The organism is Pseudoalteromonas sp. G4 (assembly GCF_028875915.1).
Taxonomy (GTDB): domain Bacteria; phylum Pseudomonadota; class Gammaproteobacteria; order Enterobacterales; family Alteromonadaceae; genus Pseudoalteromonas.
In genome coordinates this window covers 12,498-34,175 of the sequence record NZ_JAPEHW010000033.1, presented here as the reverse complement: position 1 = coordinate 34,175, position 21,678 = coordinate 12,498, and the positions used below count along the sequence as shown (strand labels likewise).

The following is a 21,678-nucleotide window of genomic DNA, read 5'->3' as shown; positions in this document are numbered from 1 at the left end:
TTACTCCCGTGATTCTATTACCAAGAAGCCTTTTTAAGGCCAGGAACTTCACCGCGCATAGCAGCTTCGCGTAATTTGATACGGCTTAAGCCGAACTTACGAAGGTAACCATGTGGGCGGCCCGTGATGTTACAACGATTACGTTGACGTGCAGGGCTTGAATCACGCGGAAGGCTTTGAAGCTTTAATACCGCGTCCCAACGATCATCTTCAGACGCATTTACGTCAGAGATGATAGCTTTTAGTGCTGCGCGCTTTTCAGCGTACTGAGCAACTAGTTTAGTGCGCTTTGCTTCGCGCGCTTTCATTGAATTCTTTGCCATAACCCTACCCTTATTTCTTGAATGGGAAGTTAAACGCTGTTAACAACGCACGGCCTTCCTCATCACTTTTCGCAGAAGTAGTGATTGTGATATCCATACCGCGAACGCGGTCTACTTTATCATAATCGATTTCTGGGAAGATGATTTGCTCACGTACGCCCATAGAATAGTTACCGCGACCGTCAAAAGACTTAGCGCTAACACCGCGGAAGTCACGAATACGTGGCATCGCAATAGAGACTAAACGCTCTAGGAAATCCCACATACGCTCACCGCGTAGGGTTACTTTACAGCCGATCGGATAGCCTTCACGAATCTTAAAGCCTGCAACTGATTTGCGTGCTTTAGTGATAAGTGGCTTCTGACCAGAGATAGCTTCTAGGTCGCTTACAGCGTTCTCTAGAATCTTTTTGTCCGCTAGGGCTTCGCCCACACCCATGTTAAGGGTGATTTTCTCAATTCGAGGGACTTGCATGACAGAGCTGTAGTTGAACTCTTTAACTAGTTCAGCTACTACTTTGTCTTTATATACTTCATGCAGTTTCGCCATCGTATACTCCGACTATTAGATAGTTTTACCGGTAGATTTGAAGATACGTACTTTCTTACCATCTTCAATCTTGAAACCTACACGATCCGCTTTACCAGTTTCCTGGTTAAAGATCGCTACGTTTGATACGTCGATTGACGCTTCTTTCTCAACAATACCACCTGGCTGGTTCAACTGAGGAACTGGCTTCTGGTGCTTCTTGATTAAGTTAACGCCTTCAACAAATACTCGACTAGATTCAGTTACAACTGAAAGCACTTTGCCGCGCTTACCTTTGTCTTTACCTGCAAGTACGATTACTTCGTCATCACGACGGATTTTTGCTGCCATGATCGACTCCTTATAGTACTTCTGGGGCTAGTGAAACGATCTTCATGAACTTATCGTTACGAAGTTCACGAGTCACAGGGCCAAAGATACGAGTACCAATTGGCTGTAAGCTATCATTTAAGATTACTGCCGCATTGCTATCGAAACGGATTAAAGAGCCGTCTGGACGACGAACGCCTTTTTTAGTACGCACAACTACTGCGTTTTTAACATCACCTTTCTTCACTTTACCGCGAGGAATAGCTTCTTTAACAGAAACTTTGATGATATCGCCAATCGCTGCGTAGCGACGGTGCGAACCGCCAAGGACTTTAATACACTGCACTTTGCGAGCGCCGCTGTTATCAGCAACGTCCAGCTGAGTTTGCATTTGGATCATTTTATATGCTCCGGTGTAGTTAAAATTTGCCGTAAATTCATACAAATTCACGACCTAAACGTTTATTTGTTCACCATTAAGCGTGTCATCGACAGCTCAAGGGCGGGCAATTGTACCAGCAAAAATGGATAAGTGGTAGGTTATTTTTTAATTAATTTAGTGCTTAAACCAATGAAAAAAAAAGCCTTGCAATAACAAGGAGTTTAAAAAACGTACAGTACTATTTCTGTTTACTTGAATACGAAATGGGGATCAGAATTTCAATTATCAAGAGGGAAGGCTTTGCAAACTAAAGTTATTTGCAAAGCCTTTTGAAAACGGATTAATTAAAGAGGTTTTTCAACTTATCTTTAATTTTATCCTTTGCTTTCTCTTTCGCCGCATCTCCTATGTCAGGCTTAACCTGTACATCGTGTAACGGGCCTTTTAAGCGAATTGGTATTTTAAAACCGGTACTTTCATCTTGTGTACCTTGACCTTCTATTGAATCAACAACACCTGTCACTAAGCGATAATTGATTTTAGCTGCAGGCAAATCAATATCACCATTACCGGTAACACGAATAAGCGGGCTTTTAAGCGATAAGTCATTTTGCTTACTAACACCATCAACAAATTGAAAGTTACCTGTAAGTGCTGAGAAGTCAGTTTTTTCTGCATTATCAAACCCCTTTTCTAGCCCTTTTGCATCAAGACCACCACCATTGATGAGCTTTTCAGCACTGCGCACCATCGCTGCAATGTTAGCACCTTTAACTGCACCATCTTTAAAGCCAAAACCAATCGCGCCATGCAATGCATTTACAAACTCTTTTTGAGACTGACCTTGGGTATTAAGTGCAATAGTAAGCTCCCCTTTACCCATCAATTTGTCAAAGCCAACAGCATCGGTAAGTAAAGGCTCTGCCTGAATACCTTCAAACGAAAAAGAAGTATTCATTTTATAAGGCGCACGTTTAGCAACCAAAACCACCTGCCCTGTTCCATTACCTTCATAAGCTTTAAATTTATTTAGCCCAAGCTGCGCTGTACCATTTTTCAATTTTAAAGCTAACTCAGTTTGACCAAGTTTAATTTCTTTAAACTGAAAGCCTGTGGCAACAATACCAATGTCAGCATTAACACTGTTAAGTGCAGATAAATCAATGGCAGTTTCATCCCATACGATAGGTTGTGGTTTAGACTCTGTGGTTTCTGTTCCCGTGTCTTTCGGCACATCAATTGATTCAGGTAAGTAAGGGTTTACATTCAGCATCCCTAAATCAAGTTTGGCTGTAATATTTGGAATATCCGTTAATGTAATATTGGCATTACCTTTTATTGCCAACTCGTCAAGTGTCGCTGTGAGTTCTTTTAAGTTAAATTGCTGACCTGCGAAATGCATTTTGGCCGACACAGCAAATTGATTAAAGGCGTTTTCTTTTGCATCTAATGACTGGTTTTGCCATTTAAGTAGGTTTTTAATTGAATCACCTGAGAGTTCAAGCTGACCACTAAAATCAGTCATTTGTTTTGCAACAAGACCATCAAAATTAAACTTTGCTAAACGTGAATCTAACGCGGTTTTTAATGTGAAATCTTGCCCTAATAGGAGTTTTTCAGGTGTGGCAAGTATCACATCTAATTCAAACTTTTCCGCTAAATAAGTAACTGCTCCTTTTACTTCCAGATCTTTTTTAAGTGAAGGTAATTGAATCGCTAAGTCTAAATCCGTTACTTTTTGAGATGTGTTGTTTTGATGATCGATGTAGGTGAAACTACCACCATACACAGCAACTTCACCTAACTGAATATCAAGCCCTTCAGGTAATCCTTGCGAGCCACCTTGCTTGGAAGGCGTTGCAGATTCGCCCTGGACACTTGTTGCCTTAACTAGCTGCCAATTCACATCACCATTTGGCATTTTTTCAAGAAGAATATTGGGGTTTTTAATAACAAATTTTTCAAGCTTTATATCGCCAGATAAAACCGAAAGATAAGGAATGTGTATTGCGAGTTGCTCCATAGCTGCCATATTCGCCTGTGAACCCTGCTTAAAGTTTGAAAACGCTACATCATTAAGCTCAAGTTTTAATTTTGGAAATACAGATAGGCTTTTCTCACCTTTAATTTCAAGGGTGCGCCCTGTTGTTTGTTCAACAGATTGTGTTACTTGTTTAAAAATATAATCGACTGGAATAATAAATGGCAGTGCCACTATTAATGCAACAATACCCAGTAATAGAAATCCGATAACTTTTGCGAACGTTTTCATTGTTTGTCCCTTATTTCACATCTATCGCTACTATAGCTAAGGCCCATTGAAGTTAAAACCTAGCTTGCTAAAAATAATAAGGTTTCTTCAACTAGCACGTTTAACCCCTCAACCATTCTTGGCTCCCACGGCAAGGCAAAGGTAATCCGGAAATAGTTTTCAAAGTCATTATTTGCTAAAAACATTTTTCCCGGTGCAATCGCAACATTGCGTTTGATTAAGCGCTGAAATAGAAGTTCAGAACTTTTTCCTTGAGGCAGTTTTAACCAAATACATGGACCACCTTTAACAACCGCTACATTTAAATAGGGATAAAGTGGTTTTAACACCGCATTTGTTAAACAGTACTGCTGCCACATTTGTTTGCGCAACCTTGCCAAAAGTTTACGATATTCCAATGACGTTATCATTTCACACAACATCATTTGGCTTATCATGTCGGGTTTCTCAACTGTGATATGTTTGGCAAACGCACACATATCGACACATTGATGACATACCATGTAACCGAGTGAAAAACTAAAGCTTACGGTATCGGAGAAATCACCAATACTAATTGCGGGTGTTTTATGGTGACTTTTTAACAGGTGCAAAATCGATTTTGGACGCTGCCCAGAAAAATAAAGCTCGCCCCTATCGTATTCGATTAAAATCACATTGCGCGATTGCGCCCAAGCTATTAATGCTTGTTTATTTTCATCACTTAATAATCGACCAGTTGGGTCATTAAAGTTCGGATTAAAAATATACGCATTAAATGGCTCAGAGAGAAATGCTTCATCTAACAAAGCTATCTCTTTTGAATAGTCGACTTGCATTGGCACAGCCACTGTTTCGATTTGCAACTGTTGTAAATTAGCATTAATAAAAAATGAGCTAGGCGCTTCAACTGCAACTTTTTTATGTAGTAAGCCTAGAGAAACCAGAGCTAAATTTAACGCATCGCTACGCCCATGCGTAATTAAGATATTCTCGCCACAGAGTAGTTCGGTATTAAACTCCAAATGCTTAGCCAAAGCATAACGCAGATCTGGTAACCCCAACTCAAAATTGTCCTGCTGCAACCGAAAAGGTCTTTTTGAAAATGCTTTTCGATAAAACTTATTAAGAATCGCTTCATTATCCAGCACCGTTGAGGGGCCTGTACACGACAACGGCAAAATAGATTCATCATTAAATGAATATTGAACCGACTCAGCAAGCGATAGTGCATTTAAGTCACGTTTGTTAATCACCTTGTCACCAAAACCAAACAGTAAATCACTATTTTGTTTTGTAACGAAATAGCCCGATTTTGCTTTCGCTGTTACTAATCCAGCCAATTCTAATTCAGTTAACACCTTGGTCGCGGTGCTAATCGACACATTATGTTGTTTGCTCAAAGCTCTCACGGATGGCAGCTTGTCTCCACTAACGTACTCACCCGAAGAAATAAGCTGATGATAATAATCGGTCAGTTGGCGATATTTAAAATGTGGCATCTGTACCCTAATAAAATTCAGAAACTGTATCTGTTATGCATTTGTGGCAAAAACTAAGATTTAAAGCAATACAGTATAGGAATAAAAATGAACATATTAATCGAAACACCACGACTACTAGTGCGGCAATTCACAATCGAAGATGCTGAGCAAGTTTTTAAATTTAGCAGTAATGAAGATGTCACCCGCTACACTGGAGACGCTGGCTGGGTAAACACTATAAGTGATGCCGAAAATATTATTCGCAATATTTGGTTAAAAGAATATAACGAGGTTGGTTATGCACGCTTTGCATTGATCCTTAAAGAAAACAACCAAGTTATTGGGTTTTGTGGCTTAAAATACGAACCCGAGTTAAATGCACCTGATATCGGCTACCGCATGCTGCCAGAATATTGGGGCAAAGGCTTGGGCATGGAAGCAAGTCGCGCCGCACTTGAATATGCATTTAACCAGCTTGGCCTTTCTTATATTGTTGGCGAAGTAGATGTTGCTAATACTGCTTCACATAAAATACTGACAAACCTTGGTCTTGTAGAGCAGAAACGTTATGAAAAGTGGGGACATCATCTTATTCATCTAAGTATTGATAACTTCCCTAAAATCACAACCGACATGTTCACCTTAGTTCAACAAACACAGGCAGAAGCCGTTTTCCGTCTTTTTTCTAACTCAAAGGTGTGTGAGTTCTACGATTTACCAGTTATGAGCGATTTAGCAGAAGCCAAAAAACTTATTGAACAAGATGAGCTAATACGCAGACAAGGTAACGGACATCGCTGGCTAATCAAATGCAACACGCGCCAGCAAATTGTTGGCAGTTGTGGATACAAATATGATTTCGCAACACGCACAGCGAAAGTTAGTATCGAGATCCACCCTGATTTCTGGCAACAAGGTTTCGCATCGAATGCTATTACTGCTATGACAAAATGGATGTTTACCCATATTGCCTCATTAAATCGAATCGAAGCCGAAGTATTACCAGAAAACACAGCGTCAACTAAACTATTTAATAAACTTGGCTTTCATTTAGATGGTGTGATTCGTGAAAAAGGCGTTTGGAAAAATAAAACCCATGACCTTCAAGTTTTTAGTTTACTCAGGCGTGAAATTTAAGAAGTCAATATTGCATCAAAATTAGATCTCAGTATGATCCACAGCCCGCTCTGCGTAACGCTTTGCAGGACATTGTTAATATTATATTGGGGTCACTTACTAATTATGAAAAAATTGCTTACGTCGCCATCGAAAATGCCACTTTCTGAAGTGGAAGCAAACATCTACCAAAACATTTTAAAACTTATTCCAGATGTTAGCCTTAACTTAATGGCCGTAAAAGTAAGTAATCATCCTGAAGACTTTGCTGGTTGGTGTTATGAGTTAATTGATGTAGTAAGCAAACGCATTAATTTTGATCTACTTGAACCAAACCAGCTGCCAATTTTAAAGAAAATCCAGCAACAACTAGAAGCTGGTATTAGCATAAGCCAAATCAAAACGCTACGTATCGCGCCTTGGCCTGTAGTGTTTGACTCAATTCAACAAAATAAAGAGCGTATAGTTCTGGATGAACAGCTTGAGTTACTAAACTACATAGCAAGCATTCGTGAAACCTCGCTGGTTGATATGATCGAAGAAGATAAACTGGCATTTGCAGGTAAACACACCACAAAACACGATCCAAGCGTCTATAAATTTGATGTTGAATGGTTTGCGTCAACCAAAACAGCAAAAGCACTGCATAATGTCATAGCCACCAGCTGTACTGACTTGAATGAAGCGCTTAATCATATTCCGCTTGAAGGTGACATCACTTTTGAAAACTACCTAGACTTTGTTCGGGGTTACATCACTGCATTTGCAGCAGTAGATAATGAAAAAGCCACACTTGCACCAGCAACACGCTTGCTAGCTATGCGTCGACCTGATTTTTTCACCCCAGTAACCGCAGCAAGCCTTGATATTTTATGCCAAGCATTTGGTTTAGTAAGATTAAATAACCAAGATTTTGACCGTTACTGGCACGACATCGTTATGGCAATTCATAAACAACCTTGGTTTATTGCCGCAACACCTGAAGCTGAAAAAGAGCAACTTCTTTGGCAATACAAAGCATTAGTACCGTGTTGGTTTGCTTATTACAGTGACGATGCGAAAGAAAACTCGAATTACTACAAAGCACTTCATAAACCGAAACGCGCAAGCTCAGAGAAATCGGGCGGCCGTAAACGTGGTAAAGAATCAGCAGAAGCATTGGTTGACCGTGCTCTGGCAGCAGAAGATATGCCACAACATATTAAAAATATGCGTGATTCAATTGTTAAAGAAGTAGCTGCTGGTCGTGGCGTTGATGAAACAATCGCACTAATGCGTACCATTTTCGGTTAATCGCAAAACAAGGTGCGCGGTTTTTGTGCACCTTGTGATTTTAACGCACCGTGTTAGTGCATTTTTTTCACATCCTCATCTTGCCAAATTTATAATTCCTTACTAGTACTTTGATATTCTTAAACTTTTCAGTTTAGGCATAAACTTTGTTAATGGATAGTTAACTCAGCGCTACAATTTTAGGAATTATTATGAAAAAACAATTACTCACAACTCTCACAGCTACGAGTATCGCCTTCTTCTCAGCAACAAGTTATGCAGAAGTAACAGCAAATGCAGCTGTATCTTCAAACTACTTATGGCGTGGTGTAACGCAAACTAGCGATAACGCACAAGTGTCTGGTGGTATTGATTACAGCCATGAATCTGGGTTTTATGCGGGTACATGGGCATCAAATGTTGATTTTGGTGGTGATAAGCCAGGTTACGAACTCGATTTTTACGCGGGTTTTGCCGGAGAAATGGGTGAATTTGGTTACGATGTTGGTTATGTATATTACGCATACCCAGATGCGGTTGACTCAATCGACTTTGGTGAGCTTTATGGTGCCCTAAGCTGGAATTGGCTAGAAGGTAAAGTGAGCTATATGAGTAATGCTCAATCAAGTGCAAGCTCAGAAGAAGATTTGCTCTATGTTGAGCTAAATGCCACTTTTGAAATATTAAAAGAAACTGAATTAACACTCCATATCGGCAACTCAATGGGCGACACAGTAACTGAATGGTTTGGCGAAGATGACAGCTACATTGACTACGGAGTAAGCATTGCCAAAGGCGGCTTCACTTTCGGTGTTGCACAAACAGATTTAGATGCAGATGACGATTTAAAAGTCTATGTTGGCTTTGCCATGGACTTTGAACTCTAAAATTACTCCAACTTGCTACAACTAAGGGTGCTTGACGGCACCTTTATTTCGTTTGTTAAATGTATGCTGACTACTAATAATCAGCACACAATGTCCAAGGTTAAGTGTTATGGCACACTGTGACCTGTTGATGCTTGCCAAACACGATACCATTGCTCACGACTCAAACGCACTTTGCTCGCCGCAACGGCCGATTGAATACGCGCTAATTTACCAGTCCCCAAAATCACACTCGGTTGACATGGTAACGTTAACAACCACGCGTAAGCTGCTTGGTCGACACTATCTAACCCCGTTTCTTCGGCAACACTTTGTAGTGCAGATCTCACTCGCTGTGCTTGTTCTGTTTCAGCAAATAAACCGCCACCAGCAAGAGGCGACCATAGCATAGGCGATATTTGATGCTGCTGGCATAAGTTAAGCGTACCATCTTCAAGTGCCCCCATCTGTAACGGCGACATTTCAATTTGATTGGTTACTAACTTAAAGTCCAAACGCGACTGCAATAATTCAAACTGTGAAACCGTAAAATTAGATACACCAAAGTTAAGCACTTTGCCTTGTGCTTTTAGCTCACAAAAGGCGTCTGCAATTTCATCCGCATGCATTAAATAATCTGGACGGTGGATCAATAACACATCAAGGCGATCGGTTTTGAAATTACGCAGTGATTGTTCTGCCGAGGCAATAATATTTGCTTTGCTTGAGTCATAGTGTGCGGTTTTGCCAGCAAAGCCATTTTCAGGCCACGCAGGTTTAATACCGCATTTTGAGATAATGGTTAATTGTTCACGCAAACTGGGAGTTAATGCATCACCAAACAACTTTTCACACTGGTAGCGACCATAAATATCAGCGTGGTCGACGGTATTTATACCAAGCTCCAATAACTGTTCTATAAATTGTGTTAACGCTTGCCCGCGTTGTTGCCACTCATCTAAGCGCCAAAAGCCAGCGACAAACGATGGTAATTTAAATTCTTGCATATGATTCCCCTGATTTAGATAAGCTTATTGTAAAGTGTGGCCAAACTTAGCGCATTGCTTCGCATACGTTTTCAGGAAAAAATAATGTTTTTGCATGAAATAAAAACCACTTTCTAAGCGATTGTGCAATTTGCTAACGTTTCGCCATTAAGAGATACACTCAACGTGTCTTGTATATTGAGCTTACCTACCCCTTCAGGCGTGCCCGTTAAAACAATGTCGCCAGGCTGTAATGAGAAATACCAAACAATATCAGATAGCAGCTGTTCAATTTTAAATATCATCAAATGAGTATCACCAGATTGACGAAGTTCATCATTAATCGAGAGCGAAAATTCACTGTGCGTTAAAGCATTTTCCGCTAGCGGTACAAAGCGCGACACTAGACAGCTTTTGTCGTAAGCTTTTGCGCGCTCCCACGGGTGCCCTTTCGCTTTCAGTTTAGCTTGCTCATCACGTAACGTAAGATCAAGCCCTACACCTAAACCAGCAATACAAGACTTATAATCTGCAATATTGCCCTTATTGAGTGGTTTACCAATTAACAACATTAGCTCCGCTTCATAATGGTGCTCACCTAAGCTATGGTCTAGTGACGGCTCTGTAGGCACTTCATTACCGAGTTCTGCTGCATGGGCAACATAATTGCGCCCCACACAAACTGCTTTGCCTATAGGAAGTTCAATAACCTCACCGTTATTCCATAAATACATCATGTAAAATTACCTTTTTATAGTGCTTGCTGCTGCGTCTTAAGTTCAGCCAAATAGCTTGCTTGCCGCTTTTTATGCCAAGTGCGCATACTAGCCGCTAGGCTCACTGCCTTTTCTTGTAACTCAATGGCTTTGTCAAATTCTTTACTTTTCGCATAAGCCTTAGCTAAGTGGTGATAAGCATATGCATCTTGCGGATAAAGCGCTAATGCTTGGTTAAACACCTTTTTAGCCAATTCAGGCGATGTTTCTAACAAGTGAAATCCCAGCACATTAATTGAAGATTTAGGTGATACTTCAAAGCCAAACTTTTCAGTTGATAGACGCTTATAATGCGCAACAATAGCATCCACACCTTGCTTAGCTATTTTTGATTCAGGTGCCAAGCCGTTATGAATCTCATCAAAGATCTGCTCTATGCCATACGCAGTAGATAATACCGGCAACGACATAAAGTAATGCTCTTTATAATTTTGATATTGCCATTGTAATGATGCGGGTGCATTTGCACTAATTTCTTCTTTTAATTGTGAATATCGTTTCTGTTGATGATCTTCTTTTATTGTTTCGCCATGGGTAAACAGTAAATAACGCGGTTTATTATTTAGCTTGCCTAATTTCTTACCATAGTCCTTTAAAATATTGACTCGCTCTGGCGTGAGTTCGGGGCTAATCACAATATGTGCGTTAAACAAGTTTGGTTTATTCACTAAGCTTGAAAGCACCACCGAACCATTCACCCTAAAGCCACTAAAAATGCGAAAGCCGTTAGTACGGTATTGTTTATCAATTTCTGGCACCAATTGCGCTTCAAAAAAATCGAGTAAAGGCGTCGTTTTGCCTGTTGCATCAAATAGTCGTGCTACTGGGTTGCCATATGCAGGTGTCACAATAATGGTTTCTAACCAAGGCCATTCACCATTATGACTCATCCAATCATGCATACCCGTTAAATAACTTTTGGCATTAGGGTGAAAGTCAAACATCAGCACATAGCGTTTATTTGTTTTTTGCGAATAGCTTTTTGGCAATTGCACATTAAATTCCAGTGGTTGCTCAAACCGCTGGTCTGCAATTGTTAATACGACCTGTTCAGCTTTAAGTGACGTACTTAGCAGTAAAAAGCCAAGCGTCAGATAACATATTAAAAAACGCATAATTTCCCTTTATATTCAAAGTAGAAGTTAATCCAAACTACGGGATAACTTCACCTAAGTAAATTGATTTTGAATTTCTAAAACACTTATAACTTTCCAAAAATAATAACTTGCATGAGCTAGAGTCAGCAGGAGCAATAGTGACAATAAAGTATTAATTTCATTATTAAAAACAATCACCTAATTACAATTTATTGGTATCAATTTTTAATCAGAGATGATTAAATGAGCAAATGTTTATTCAAAGGATTTGATTATGATAAACCGCATATTTATGCTCTCTCTTAGTACTCTACTGTTAGCTGCATGTGGCAGCTCGGAGCCAAAAAAAACACTTGTTACTGAACCAGTAAATAACCCTCCTACAATTGAAGTGTCGTTTCCGGAGTCATTAGTCAGTCTTGATACTTTAACAGCTACAATCACCGCAAACGATCCAGATAATGATGCTGTGACGACTGAAATTACATTATTTGAAAATGACATAGCCCTTTCAAAGGGTACTCAACAAATTGAGTATGAAATACCTTTGGCACAAACGAATAAAACCTTAACACTAGTAGCATCTGCAACAGATGACCAAGGCTCTATTACAACAGAAACTCACTTAATTGATATTCCTGCTGTCGATATTTCGTTTAAATTCCCGTTTGGCAGTTACTCCCAAAGGTACATTGATATTGAAGTGACTATCTCTAATCTGAATAGTGGTAATATGAGTGTGCAATGGCAACTTTCAAACTCTGAATACGAATTTGAAACGATAAACCAAACAAGGCTGCGTTTTTATGCTCATAAAAAATATACCGAGAATGCAAATTCAGGTAATGCAAACCTGCCACAAGGAGATGGGTATTCAGAAACATTAACCGCATCATTAAGTATTGAAGGTTCAGAATTTTCCCATGAGTTTACTATATTGCCTGTTGAACATATCCCCGAATGGCCACATCAAACATCAGCTCTAAATTCTCCAGCTTCAGCCTCTGTAGTTCGTAATCAACGATTATTAAACCAAGTTGATACATCGCCCTACACTTGTTTAAATAATGAAACCCAAAAGCCTGTAACATTGTTTTCGTTCGACTTCAATAAAGACGGCAGGGACGATTTTTACTGCGTATTCGACCTCGCTAGGTGGTCGGAAGAATATAGTGATATTTACTTTTATTTATCCACTAGTGATGGCAGTTACACTGAGCAACTTGTACAAACAAATATGACTAATGCACAGCGTTCTGCTCTGATTTCATGGGACGATAACCTGCCAACATTTTTTAGTATTGATAATCAAAATAATATACTCGCCTTCGATTATGATGAAATCACAGAAAAAATCGCAAAAACAAGTACAACACCAACCAATGTAAGCGATTTCGGCGACTCTATCATTACCCCAACAGACTCAGGCTTTACTCTGGCAATTGCCAATAAAACTTTTAACGTAATTACCTACGATAACTTCATTGAAGTGCAGAGTTATTTGTTCTCTGACTCTAAATTAAAGTTACAAAATGAATTTAAAGCCAGTGGATTGCAAGCCTCTATTTATTTTGAATCATTAACATATTCAGATATCAATGATGATGGTACTAAAGAGTTATTATTGTACTTCACTGAAAAGAACGAAACATGCCATTGTCCTGAATATGTCCACTTATTCGTTGCAGACAAAGAATTTACCAAAATTAATGATTTTGGTCAGTTTGAACGTATACAAATGATCGACCTTGATAACGATGGTTCATTAGAACTTACAGGCACTAGTTTTAAAGAGGTTAATAGTGGACAACTTAAAGCAACTAGCTTAAATCACCTCACACTTGATAGCGATGGGAACAAGGTAATTACCCAAGTTCAAGATTATTTTAATAACGACTTGTTTTTTTATTATTACTCTGTATTTATAGATGAAAATATAGGGTTTAAAATTTATATAGATTCATACGCCGTGTGTAACGATTACACCTATATAGCATTAGGTGACCACCTGTTAACCACGCAAAATAATACTCCCCCCTGCGAAAGCTACCCACTTGAGACTTTAGAAGATATCGATGGGGATGGTGACTTAGATATCAAACTATCTAATGACCAAGGCTGGTTTGAAAATACCAACGGTTACCCAATTCAAGCAATTATAGAAAATTACAAACAAGGACAAGAGTAATGATAAAAAAAGGATTACTACTCACTCTGCCGATATTACTTATCGGCTGTGGCGGTTCAGATAAAAAAACTGAAACACCAAAACCAATCGAACCTGTTAACCAAGCACCAACGGTAAGCATTATTGATATCGGTGACGTTATCAATTTACAAACTGTCGAGTTTATCGCTGCTGCCAGTGATGCCGATAATAACCTCGCATCCACTGAGTTTTCTCTTTCCAGTAACGGCGAAGTGTTAGTTACTAGCGATACCACAAACTTTACTTACCAATTCCCTTATTCAGAGCTCGATGTTGATTATCAACTAAGTATTACTGCAACCGACAGTGACGGCTTATCTGCTAACTCAGTGCAAGACTTCACAGTACCAGCAAGTAGTATAAGCATTAAAGCATACGAACCCGTTGTGAGTTTGCAGCATGCAAGTTTTGAAGTGGCATATACCAATGTGGACTCATCACAAGTAGTCTCAGAGCTAATTCTTGAACAAAATGGTAACTTAGTAGCCGAAGCCAGTAACAGCGCCTTAGCTTATGCGTTTCCACTATTTACAGAATCAGCTAACTACAAGCTGATGCTAAATGCAGCATCACTGCAAGGTCAAAACTTAGTAAGCCTAACTAATACGATTTCTATCGACCCTATTGCTGTCTCATTCGAGCTACCTTTCGATGCAATTACACGAAGATTGGTTGACGTCAAAGCAAATATCGAAAATATCGACCTAATCCATGCAACTACTTCATGGCAGTTTACCGATGAAACCAACTACCCGCTCACCGCAATTAATAAACAACGTGTGCGCTTTTTCGCGGAGAAATACTTAACCGAAGAGCATGACCCTGCCGACACTTCACCGATGCAAAAAGGTCAAGGTATTAACCAAGACATTGACCTAACTTTCAAATTAAACTTTACAAGCCTCGGGGTTGAACAAATATTAGAGTTTCCAACGTCTTTTACCATCAAGCCGATTGAGCAAATCGTAAAGTGGCCACTGCATGACATGCCTCAATCTACGGCACAAGCTGCGATGGACTATGTTAAGGATATTTCAGCAGTGGCTAGAGACACTGACAATGTGTCAGCACTTGCTGAAAACGCACCGTGCGAAGAATACCTAAGTTTCGATTTCAATACCGACAATCAACCTGACTACTTATGTGGTGAACAAGGCAATATTAATTACTATCAATCTGTAGGCGATGGTTTCTCTTTAGCCACGCTGGGCCAATACGATGTACTCAAGTTTTATGGCTACAAGAGCAGCGGAAAACCAAATAGTGCTCTTTTTGATACTGACCAAGATGGCTTACCCGAGCTCTATACCGTTATCAATGATAAAGAGTTAGTGCAGTTCAAATACAATGGTGAAACTCAAGTATTTGATAAAACGCTAATCTCACAACTCGAGTTTATCGATCCTGTAAGGTATGTATTTGCCTTTGGTTATTATGAATATTATTATGATTTTGCTCATCAAGGTGATCGTTTTGCTTTTGCCTATGGACACATTACTTACTCTGAGAGTGATAACAGTGTTCTCACATTTCAAGAATTCAATGTAGCTGATACTTTCCAACCAGTAAAAAGTATTCAACTTATTGAGCCATCTTTACTCTACACAAGAAGAGATTTAAATATTAATCACATTGATTACTTATACCCAGATCACGCTGGTAATTACCAGCTAACCGCTGTATTGAATCTGGATGGTCAATACGACAATGTGGTGAGTCACCGTATTGCTGTCATTAATACTGATTTTACAAATGTACACCTCTTTCCTGAAGCTTTCTCGCCTTTTCAAACTCGCATTGAAGACTTCGATCAAGATGGTAAAAATGAACTAGTCGCAGAGTACTGGGAGCCTTACGCTTACGCCTACTTCCCAGAAATTGAGGCATCGTATGGGTTTACTGCCAAATTTGAATTAAATAATGGACAAGCAGAAATGACTGTACTGGATTCTGTGATGCAAACCCAATTATTGTTAGACCATCATCCGTTCAACCACGATACCGTGTTGTTAGACAATATGAGTAAGGTCACAGAGTATGAAGAGAACTTCCAAGAGCCTTGGGTTGACTTCTGGTCTCAATATATAGCTTTCCACACATTAGAAAATCAGGAAACATTTATTGCACAAACTAATGCAAACCTGTCTGAGATTTATGCATTTGAAGACGTCGATAACGACGGCGATCTTGATATGGTATTTGGCGACGAGGATAAGGTTTATTATTGGGCTGAAAACGTAAATGGCTATCCCATTGATTACGAAATTAAACTTAATAAAGGACAAGAGTAATGATAAAAAAAGGATTACTACTCACCCTGCTGATACTGCTTATCGGCTGTGGCGGTTCAGATAACGAAACTGAAAAACCAAAGCCTATAGACCCTGTTAACCAAGCACCAACCGTAAGCATTACTGATATCGGTGAGGTTATCAATTTACAAACTGTCGAGTTTACCGCGGCTGCCAATGATGCCGATAACAATCTTACATCCACAAAATTTACTCTTTCAAGTAACGGCGAGGTCTTAGTTACTAGCGATACCACAAACTTTACTTACCAATTCCCATATTCAGAGGTCGATGTTGGTTATCAACTGAGCATTACCGCTACAGATAGTGACGGTCTCTCTGCTAATTCTGTGCAAGAGTTTACAGTTCCGGCTAGTAACATAAGCATTAAAGCTTATGAACCGGTTGTGAGTTTACAAGAAGCAAATTTTGAAATTGAATTGAGCAATATTGATACAAGTCAATTAGAAACATCTCTGACACTACAATATCTAAACGACAATATAGCCAGTCATAACTCTAACTTAGTCTACAAATTTCCAATACATACGGAAAAATCCTCATATCAACTAAAACTAGAGATGTACAATGCTGGTAAAAAAATTATAGAAAATATTAGCTCATTCGAAATAGATCCAATCTCGGTATCATTTGAACTACCGTTTAATAGCATTTCAATGCGTTATATTGATGTCATTGCTAAGGTAGAAAATATCGCTGAAAACAATCTGTCATCAAATCTCATACTATCAAACCCTGAATATCAAATTGAAACATTAGCTTCAAATCACATACGTTTTTTTGCCCATAAAAAATACACAGCTGATAATGGAAAAGAGAACAAGCCGCAAGGTGATGGGTATTCTGAAGAAATTTCAGCTATTTTTACGTTTAACAACGAAGAATACACTTTTGATTTCTCTATTCAGCCTTTCCAAAGCGCACCTATTTGGCCAGTAAGACAATCTGCCACTAATTTACAGCACTTAAATACACACAAGTATTCAATTGACGTAGACAAATGCCTAAACGGCGATGAACACAATATTAAGTTATTCAAACACGACTTTAATGATGATGGTATGGATGATTTTTACTGTGTGGATGAATCTGGTTCTGACTACGTTCTTTATTTTTATTTATCACAGGGGGCAGATTCTTATCTTGAGCAAATAGTTTCGACAGACCTTTATCAAAACTATGCAAACTATCTATTAGCTAATCACAATGATAAGCCATATTTTCTTGCTGTTGACAGTCATCGCAACATCATGCTTTTTAAATATAATGCTACAAACCAAAACGTTGAGCTAAAGAACACGTTTCCCACTGAAAGTGAACTTGGCTATAGCAAAGGTTTCTATTTTTCTGCTTCAAATAGCGGCTTTTTATTAGGTTTGACTTACCCTGAAAATGACTATGATGATTTATACGGTTACGCAGATTACACAATCTCAATATCTGATTTCACATATTATGAAAACGACCTTATAGAAAATAAAAATATCATTCTTGAAAAAGTCGATTTTTCAAACTTTATTGAGCTCGCATACGATGATGTTAACGAGGATGGAATAAGCGAATTAGTATTTCACTTTTCAGATAAAGAGCTTGATGTAAAACCGAGTGAACGCCTAATACTAATTAATAATGATTTCTCAAAAAGTATCGACTTTGGTGAATTCCACACCATTTCGAGACAGAATATCGACGAAGATCCCTACCAAGAAATTATTGCTGAAGGGTTTGTTATTGTTGGTAGCAAACCGCTTGATTCATACAAACACTGGAAATTAACTGGCAAAAGTCATTTAACATTAAATGAACTTGGCGAAAAACAAGTGAACAAACTTGAGGACTTCTTAAATAATGACCTCTTCTTTTATTTCTACAGTATTGACTACCCAATAGATCCAAACAGCGACCTTGCATTGTTAATCTATCAACCTTACAGCTACGAAACAAACTCTCCACCTTACACAACGTTAAATAAGCATTTACTTATTAGAAACGAACAAATACCTATTGATTTAAAAGATAGGGATGCTGATGGTGACTTAGATTTAGTCATTGATAATAGTACATGGATTGAAAACCCTAATGGTTACCCTATACAAGCCATTATTGATAACTATCAACAATCACAAAAATAAAAAAGAAAGCCGCTAAGTGATATTCACAAAGCGGCTTTTTTAATTGTGTTTCAATTAAAGCTTCTTAATATTATCCCCGCTATCGCGGTCGATTAGCTTCACAAATGGGTCAACACCGGCGAACTTAGGTAACTCTTTTACTTTCAGTTCGATAATGTTTTCACCCGATTTGATATTGTGCTTTTGTAAGTAAAGTACCGTGTTATCCGCTGATAAATCTTCAGGGTCAGCACTGAATAAACCAATATCTACTTTATCGCTAAACTCTACTTCGGTTTCTTTACCTTTGCTGTCAGAACGGTTTAGCTTAGCATCAATTGTGAGTGTTACTGTATACAAACCATTTTCATCTTGCTGTTCAGCAACTGCAACTTCCGTTGTTTTTAAATCGTATAAACTGATGTGCTCAAACAAGTTACTTACAAACTGCTTTTCGCTGTCAGTTACGTCTTGAGAAATGTGTGCCATTAAATCAAGCGTTGTTGGGTAAGGTGTACTTTGATACTTAAACTCAGCTAAGAAATCTGCCAAAGCTTTATTTAAGCGCGTTTCGCCTAGGCGGTCTTTTAGCGACATCATCACCACAGAGCCTTTACGATAGTGAATATATTGCTGGTTTTCACTTCGCATAAATGGCATTTCTTCAAGCTGCTCGTTAGAGCGGCCACGTAAGTAGCGGTCCAGCTCGTATTTTAAAAACTTACGGATTTTCTCTGCGCCATATTTTTTCTCCATTACCATTAACGCGCTGTATTGCGATAAGGCTTCAGAGATGATGGCACTACCCTGTACATTTGCCGCGCCTACTTGGTGTCCCCACCATTGGTGAGCCACTTCGTGTGCTGTTACATAGTAAACAGGGTCAATGTTTTCAGGGTCGCGTAAGTCAGTAATAAAACCTATTTCTTCTGAATACGGCACCGTATTGGCAAAGCTTTGTGCAAATGAGCGGTAACCAGGGAACTCAATAATGCGCATTTGTTTATGCTGATAAGGACCAAACGCTTCGGTAAAGTAATCAATCGAGTCTTTCACCGATTCAATCATACGATCCACATTCATATCATGAGTTTTGTGATAGTAGATCTCGATATCAATTCCGTTATAGTTTTCCTTTTTCGCTTCTAAACGTGCAGACATAATAGAGTAGAAGTTAACCATTGGCGCATCCATTTGGTAATGGAATATACGGCGACCGTTCTCTACTCGTTCTTCGGTTAAATAACCCGGCGCAATTGCAAACTGATCTTCCGACGTTGAAATAGTCGCTTCAAAGTCAATAAAACCAGTGCCTTTACCAAAGAAGCTTTCATTGTAGTAACGGTCGTCTTCTAATTTATTGGCACGCTCTAATGGCTCTAAACCATGTTTGCGACGCTTATGGCGGTCAACAATTTGGTAGCCTTCGTAGTAACCGAAGTGAGGTAATAAATCACCGTTGTTAATAAAGGTACCGTTATTCAGTAACGTAAAGTCCTCATTGCCCGCTCTAAAGCCTTTGTGTTCACGCACTACACTTAATTTACCGCTGCGCGTTTCACCTGGCTCAAGTGGCTTATCAAAAGTAAACCATGCAAGGCTGTAGGTTTTATCTAATTCACCTAATGTGCCACCAGCTAACTCGACTGAGTACTGTTCGGTATATCGCGGTTTATGCACCATAAACTTCTCAATAGCCGTATCGCCCACATTGGTAAATTCAATATTGGCGGTCGCAGGCGTTGATATTTACCTTAGTAATTACCGGAATATTGTCTTCTTTGTGCTGAACATAGGTTTTTTCGTAATTAGCTTGTTCAAGCTCAAAATCATCCTGCTCTTGATACACATGCAATACGCGGGTGTTCTGATAAATATAACTACCACTTGCAATAAAAATAATTAAACCAGCTGCAACTGTCGCTTTACCATAAGTACCTAAATAGTATGGCACCAGCTTGATACGCGCTTTTAATGGTTGCTCAGGGCCACGATGCCAAAGTGCATAGCTCAATGCACCTAAAACTAAACTTGCACCTAACCAATACAACATAAACCAGTTATGCGCCGTTAAGAAGTGACCATATTGGTTAATGTCTGAATAAGGCACTCTTGGCGCTTCAGCAAATTGCCACATTGGGTGACTAAAGCCAAAATTAGAAAGTACCAATGTTCCAATGATGTAAACCATAAACAAAAGCATACCAACATATTTGTTAGGGCTAATTACTTGAAGGAAGAATGCCATCACCACTGTCATCATCAATGGCACAAGGTTGATATAACCTAAGCGGAAAGCATACTGAGATAACTCAAAGTTGGTATAACCTTTAAGTGCTTGGTTAGCGACTGTTACCACTGTTCCAAAGCTATAAAGCAGTACAAAAACAAGTGCTATTGCAATGAACTTAGATAACCAAAAGGTAATGTTGTTTACAGGCATACTATCAATAATATCGCCCATACCTGAGTTACGTTCGCGCCAAACAACTTCTGCGCTGTAGTAAGCTAAAATCACCAGCATTAATAAACCCGTAGAGCCAGCAACTAATTGCACCATGGTTTGAGTAAGTGGCCAATTAGGCGTGCCAAACATGCCCTGCGGGTCGAAAAGTGGCGCCATTAACATAAAGCAGGTAATTAAGCCTAAAATCAAAAACGGTGCGCTAAAAATTACTTGTTTCACTTCAAAAAGTGTACGTGTTTTAAGGTGTGCAAGGGTATTGATACGCGGGCTATTTTTAATGTTAATACGGTTTGCAAGTGCTGAGGTGAAACTGTCATTCACAGCTGATTTTTCAGCTTTTTTTGCTTTTACTTTAGTCAGAGTTAAACCACGCTTAAAGCCGCCAAACAATGCCAAAATAGCAATCGCTGCCACCAGCCAAATTGCACGGTTTTGCAGAAGTACACCACTTAACTCAATTGCAGAATTATTCTTCTCATGCATGGTCCAGTAACGGGTTACTTCAGCAAAAGCACTGTAACCAAATGGATCTATCAATGCAGCTAACTCGCGATACGCAGGTTCACTGGCAAATTGCACCGCCACGTTATAACCAATAAAGAGTGCCACAGCACTTAAATACACACCCATCATTGAACGGAAGCGAATCGCAATCGCGTAAAATATACACGCGAGCACTAATAATGTAGGTACAGATAAATAGAAGAATGCCGTGAAGTAATGGCTTAATACTGTTGGGCCTAAGCGCTCAACATCTACCCATCCTGCAGCAGCACCCAATGTGGTACCCAGAAAAATACCCAACGGTACAAACGCAAACACAGTTAACACCACAGCAAATGAGCCGAAAAAGCGCCCTAGCTGATAACTAACAGGGTTTATTGGCTTGGAATATAAAATCTCCGCCATTTTAGAGCTTTCATTACGGGTTGCCGTGCTTGCAACAAAATTCACCACCAAAAAGATGGCAAAAAAGCCCAATATTAGTAATGTTTGCGCGATAGAGAATGGGCCGTTATAAACCACATTACCACCACCGCCAATTTGCACATTTTCAGAAACAGTCGCAAAAAACGTCAACAGAAAGAAAATACTGCTCGTAACAATAAACGAAGGTTGTCGAGTAAAGTAGCGCCACTCGAAGGCGAGCATTTTTAAAAACATAAC

At 39.2% G+C, this 21,678-nt stretch carries 15 protein-coding genes and 1 pseudogene; 6 read left to right on the top strand and 10 right to left on the bottom strand.

Annotated features, from left to right (window positions below; all coding sequences use genetic code 11):
• Nucleotides 1-17: 17 nt before the first annotated feature.
• From rpsN to ON073_RS11115, 6 genes are all read right to left on the bottom strand, one after another.
• On the bottom strand, nt 18-323 hold the full coding sequence (gene rpsN, locus ON073_RS11140; RefSeq protein WP_010562269.1) for a 30S ribosomal protein S14: 306 nt from the start codon (nt 321-323) through the stop codon (nt 18-20).
• Between the two features lie 10 nt (nt 324-333).
• Nucleotides 334-873: a 50S ribosomal protein L5 gene (gene rplE / locus ON073_RS11135; RefSeq protein ID WP_010562268.1), complete on the bottom strand. Its 540-nt coding sequence runs from the start codon at nt 871-873 to the stop codon at nt 334-336.
• Between the two features lie 15 nt (nt 874-888).
• A complete protein-coding gene (rplX, locus tag ON073_RS11130; protein WP_038638916.1) occupies nt 889-1,203 on the bottom strand; it encodes a 50S ribosomal protein L24 in 315 nt (104 codons plus the stop codon).
• Between the two features lie 10 nt (nt 1,204-1,213).
• Entirely contained in the window at nt 1,214-1,582 is a 369-nt protein-coding gene (rplN, locus tag ON073_RS11125) for a 50S ribosomal protein L14 (protein WP_010562266.1), read from the bottom strand.
• A gap of 322 nt (nt 1,583-1,904) precedes the next feature.
• Nucleotides 1,905-3,836 carry an AsmA family protein gene (locus ON073_RS11120; RefSeq protein WP_274761964.1) on the bottom strand — a complete coding sequence of 644 codons (1,932 nt, stop codon included), beginning with the start codon at nt 3,834-3,836 and terminating at the stop codon, nt 1,905-1,907.
• Nucleotides 3,837-3,895: 59 nt separating this feature from the next.
• A complete protein-coding gene (locus ON073_RS11115; RefSeq protein ID WP_274761963.1) occupies nt 3,896-5,317 on the bottom strand; it encodes an aminotransferase-like domain-containing protein in 1,422 nt (473 codons plus the stop codon).
• 87 nt (nt 5,318-5,404) lie between these two features.
• On the opposite strand from ON073_RS11115, the gene ON073_RS11110 reads away from it, so the two are divergent.
• The 3 genes from ON073_RS11110 to ON073_RS11100 all read left to right on the top strand — a co-directional run bounded on the left by ON073_RS11110 (nt 5,405) and on the right by ON073_RS11100 (nt 8,574).
• Nucleotides 5,405-6,436, top strand: a complete 1,032-nt coding sequence (locus ON073_RS11110; RefSeq protein WP_274761962.1) for a GNAT family N-acetyltransferase — start codon at nt 5,405-5,407, stop codon at nt 6,434-6,436.
• A gap of 105 nt (nt 6,437-6,541) precedes the next feature.
• Entirely contained in the window at nt 6,542-7,708 is a 1,167-nt protein-coding gene (locus ON073_RS11105; RefSeq protein ID WP_274761961.1) for a hypothetical protein, read from the top strand.
• Between the two features lie 191 nt (nt 7,709-7,899).
• Nucleotides 7,900-8,574: a TorF family putative porin gene (locus tag ON073_RS11100; protein ID WP_274761960.1), complete on the top strand. Its 675-nt coding sequence runs from the start codon at nt 7,900-7,902 to the stop codon at nt 8,572-8,574.
• A 107-nt stretch (nt 8,575-8,681) separates the two neighbouring features.
• Here the strand turns inward: ON073_RS11100 and ON073_RS11095 are convergent, their stop codons facing one another.
• The 3 genes from ON073_RS11095 to ON073_RS11085 form a co-directional block, all read right to left on the bottom strand.
• Nucleotides 8,682-9,560, bottom strand: a complete 879-nt coding sequence (locus tag ON073_RS11095; protein ID WP_274761959.1) for an aldo/keto reductase — start codon at nt 9,558-9,560, stop codon at nt 8,682-8,684.
• Nucleotides 9,561-9,673: 113 nt separating this feature from the next.
• Nucleotides 9,674-10,276 carry a fumarylacetoacetate hydrolase family protein gene (locus ON073_RS11090; protein WP_274761958.1) on the bottom strand — a complete coding sequence of 201 codons (603 nt, stop codon included), beginning with the start codon at nt 10,274-10,276 and terminating at the stop codon, nt 9,674-9,676.
• A 14-nt stretch (nt 10,277-10,290) separates the two neighbouring features.
• On the bottom strand, nt 10,291-11,430 hold the full coding sequence (locus ON073_RS11085) for an alpha/beta hydrolase-fold protein (protein ID WP_274761957.1): 1,140 nt from the start codon (nt 11,428-11,430) through the stop codon (nt 10,291-10,293).
• 256 nt (nt 11,431-11,686) lie between these two features.
• On the opposite strand from ON073_RS11085, the gene ON073_RS11080 reads away from it, so the two are divergent.
• Genes ON073_RS11080 through ON073_RS11070 form a run of 3 tightly spaced genes read left to right on the top strand, consistent with a single transcriptional unit; the run spans nt 11,687 to nt 18,065 of the window.
• Nucleotides 11,687-13,600 (top strand): hypothetical protein, encoded by a 1,914-nt coding sequence (locus ON073_RS11080; protein ID WP_274761956.1) that lies wholly within the window; start codon nt 11,687-11,689, stop codon nt 13,598-13,600.
• Nucleotides 13,600-15,912, top strand: a complete 2,313-nt coding sequence (locus ON073_RS11075) for a hypothetical protein (protein WP_274761955.1) — start codon at nt 13,600-13,602, stop codon at nt 15,910-15,912. Before ON073_RS11080 ends, ON073_RS11075 begins: the two co-directional genes overlap by 1 nt.
• The gene (locus ON073_RS11070; RefSeq protein ID WP_274761954.1) at nt 15,912-18,065 is read left to right on the top strand and encodes a hypothetical protein; all 2,154 of its coding nucleotides are present in this window, start codon (nt 15,912-15,914) and stop codon (nt 18,063-18,065) included. Before ON073_RS11075 ends, ON073_RS11070 begins: the two co-directional genes overlap by 1 nt.
• A 54-nt stretch (nt 18,066-18,119) precedes the next feature.
• On the opposite strand, the pseudogene ON073_RS11065 reads toward ON073_RS11070, so the two are convergent.
• Nucleotides 18,120-21,675 (bottom strand): annotated as a pseudogene (locus ON073_RS11065) (ABC transporter permease/M1 family aminopeptidase).
• Nucleotides 21,676-21,678 lie beyond the last annotated feature (3 nt).